General features: G+C 44.7%; 3 protein-coding genes. 1 reads left to right on the top strand and 2 read right to left on the bottom strand.

The window, feature by feature from the left end; translation table 11 throughout:
- The coding region (locus tag RM811_RS16315; protein ID WP_402526399.1) for a sodium/glutamate symporter at positions 1-457 on the top strand (457 nt) is incomplete at its 5' end.
- Between the two features lie 102 nt (positions 458-559).
- Here the strand turns inward: RM811_RS16315 and RM811_RS16310 are convergent.
- Entirely contained in the window at positions 560-1,855 is a 1,296-nt protein-coding gene (locus RM811_RS16310) for a DEAD/DEAH box helicase (RefSeq protein WP_402526396.1), read from the bottom strand.
- A gap of 337 nt (positions 1,856-2,192) precedes the next feature.
- On the bottom strand, positions 2,193-3,044 hold the full coding sequence (locus RM811_RS16305; RefSeq protein ID WP_402526394.1) for a hypothetical protein: 852 nt from the start codon (positions 3,042-3,044) through the stop codon (positions 2,193-2,195).
- Positions 3,045-3,164: the final 120 nt, after the last annotated feature.

Raw genomic sequence — 3,164 nt, 5'->3', positions numbered from 1 at the left:
CTTTGTCTATGCACTGTTTACCGGGGTGTTAATCACCAATATTCTGGAAGCCACCCGGTTGAAAAAGCTGGATGTTGAGACGGTGGATATCCTTGGCACAGTATCACTGGCCCTGTTTCTTGCCATGGCGTTGATGAGTTTGAAGCTCTGGAATATTCTGGATCTGGCCGTTCCATTCCTGATCATTCTGATGGTGCAGTCTACCATGCTGGCACTGTTTGCCTACGTGGTAACCTTCAGAGTAATGGGGAAAGACTACGATGCGGCGGTTATTGCCAGCGGACACTGTGGTTTTGGATTAGGCGCAACCCCGACTGCCGTAATGAACATGGGCTCTGTGGTTAACCGCTTCGGCCCATCACCCCAGGGATTTATGGTTGTGCCGATTGTCGGAGCCTTCTTTATCGACATCGTGAACCTGATTATTCTGCAGGCAACACTGACGATTTTTGGCTAAATCCAATCACCGACTGAATACCCTGCTTGTGACTCTGTAACTTCCCGTGGCAGCAGCGACGACTTACGTTCAATAACTGCTGTCGCTGCAGCTCTCTTCGACCTACCTTTTACGTTTAGATTGACCACTCTGCGCCAAAGCCTGTTGCCTCATTTTTCGTTTATTCATACGCCTGGGTTTGCCTGGGCTACTACCTTCAGGCTTTTTATGGCCGATGGGCCTGTCCAGATCCGGTTCAAAACCCGGATACCATTGCTGCATCAGGGTACTGCCCTGTAGAGCCTCAATCTGTTTAAGCAAATATAATTCTTCTTCACTGACCAGCGTCACAGCCAGTCCACTCTCGCCAGCACGTCCACAGCGACCTATACGGTGAATATAATCTTCCGCCTGATAAGGCAGTTCATAATTAATGACATATTGCAGCTGTTTAATATCCAATCCTCTGGCGGCAACATCGGTAGCGATTAATACACGACACTGCTTATCTTTAAAGGCTTGCAGGGCTTTTTCTCTGGCCCCTTGTGATTTGTCGCCGTGAATAGCCGCACAACTTAAGCCATCCTTAGTCATCTCAACCGCAAGCTGGTCACAGGCCTTTTTAGTGCGGGTAAAGAGCAACACCTGCTGCCAGTTTTTGGAGCCAATCATATACGAGCACAGGCCACGCTTTTTATCCGGATCAACATTATAGATAAGCTGTTCAACGCTGATTGCCGCGGAGTTTCTTTCATCCACTTCAACAATCAGGGGCTGATGTAAAAACTGCTTACTCAAGACAAAGATTTCATCACTGAGGGTTGCTGAAAACAATAGCGTCTGACGCTTGCAGGTTGCTGAATGAGCTGGCAAAAATCTGGCAATCTTGGTTATATCGTCTTTAAACCCCAGGTCCAGCATTCTATCGGCTTCATCTAATACCCAAAACTTCACCGCCGATAAGTCCAAATGGTCGTTATATACAAGATCTAACAATCGCCCTGGCGTCGCGACCAGGATATCAACACCTTGTTGAATCTCATCGATCTGAACCTTGATGCTAACCCCCCCATAAACCAGCACCGTTCTAAGCTCGGTTGCTGCGCTATAGGTGATAAAACTGCGATACACCTGCTGGGCAAGCTCTCGTGTTGGCGTCAGGATTAACGCTTTGGGTTTACTGCGATCAACATTTTTTGCACTTTGTGTGTCTCTTAATATGGGCTGTAATAAAGACTGTAAAATGGGTAATGCAAAGGCCGCCGTTTTACCTGTGCCTGTTTGTGCACCCGCTAAAATATCGTGGCCTGCTAAAATTTTTGTTATCGCTTGTTGCTGTATCGCTGTCGTTTCACGATAACCTGCATCTGCCACGGCCTCTAATAATAGCGAATCTAAACCTAATTCAGAAAAGTTCATAACAGCCTCTTAAAACAGCGTATTTTATCAGAGTTTACAGGCTGCAACTTAACAAGCTGGAATAGTGGCTTGTACTAATAAAAAAATGCAATTATAGCTTCCCAACATGAAACAGATTTCGTAGTCTATTTTACTGCTATCACAGGCCATTCTTCTTGCCGCTGGTCTAAACCGAATTAACCATTTTTTATCTGGAGCCTCAAATCCAGTGAAGGGTTCGTGCTGTTATGAATCAGGCTGAATTGGTTCAGGAAAGTCCAGGATATCCATAAATTTACCCATATTTTTTATATTAGTATACGCCGGTGACTCCCTGAATCTACTCGGGGTAAGGTTATCATTTAAACTTAACGGCACCTTTTCCCGGGATGGCCTTATCTTCCTTGCTCTCTGCCAAAGCGATGCATTTATCCGGCTGTTCAAAACAGTTGAACCTATAAAGGTTGGCTGACCCATCCGTCTCAGCAGTGTGCAATGATTTGAGAAAATCGTCAGCTTTAATGAAATGAATTTTCACGCGGCCTTCGCCAATTTCGGTCTGATAGGCAATAATCTCCCCAGAATCGTTATTCATGTTTTCACTCTCTATATAATTAAATTTATCTTTAAACTCTTCAGCTGTGGCAAGCCTGACAAAACCATATTCTAATAAATCCTTCAGAACGTGACGTACCATCGTAGTACGAACTTCATCAAGGACACTGATGTCTTTTGTGAACATTATTTTCAGCTTGCGTATATCACTCAAGAATGTCCGGTCGACTTTTTCCCCCAAGGGTTGTCTGAGATCTTTTAATTTGGCCGAACTTTGAAATCGATCCTGACTTGCAAATCGAGCAGCCAAATCCTCAATCATAGCCTCCATAGCCTCATCATCTAAGTCATCATCGAAAACCTGGGCACCCAATAAATTATGAGATTCTCCCCTCCTGCGTATAGAACGCTGATTCATCGATTCAACATTATTTGCAAACAGTTTGTCTTTGAAATGCTCCCGGGCAATTTCAAGCGCATTTTTTATCCATTCAACCTGGTGTGGCTTGGCCTTTTGAACGGTTCGTACCATTCCTTGATTATCCACATAGGCCACCTCACCACTCGGTGTCACCAATTGGTTATCTTTTTCATACCAGCCATCCTGATCGATTCGTTGAAAAAGGCCAAATCTTGCAATCTCTACTGGATTCATAAAGACACCTCCAAGGTTGTAGAATTAAATTCATTCAGGCTGACAGATGCATGAGTGAAAGCATCAATCCCCTAAGTTATTATGGTGTTAGCGTGAGAAACGCACATCTCAACACTCCTG

It is taken from the genome of Endozoicomonas sp., from assembly GCF_031844845.1.
Taxonomy (GTDB): Bacteria; Pseudomonadota; Gammaproteobacteria; order Pseudomonadales; family Endozoicomonadaceae; genus Endozoicomonas.
The sequence above is the reverse complement of the archived record's forward strand: the minus strand, read 5'-3'. Positions and strand labels throughout refer to the sequence as shown.

Coding starts and splice junctions, on each gene's coding strand:
- RM811_RS16310 (WP_402526396.1), bottom strand. CDS start 1,855: ATGAACTTTTCTGAATTAGGTTTAGATTCGCTATTATTAGAGGCCGTG.
- RM811_RS16305 (WP_402526394.1), bottom strand. CDS start 3,044: ATGAATCCAGTAGAGATTGCAAGATTTGGCCTTTTTCAACGAATCGAT.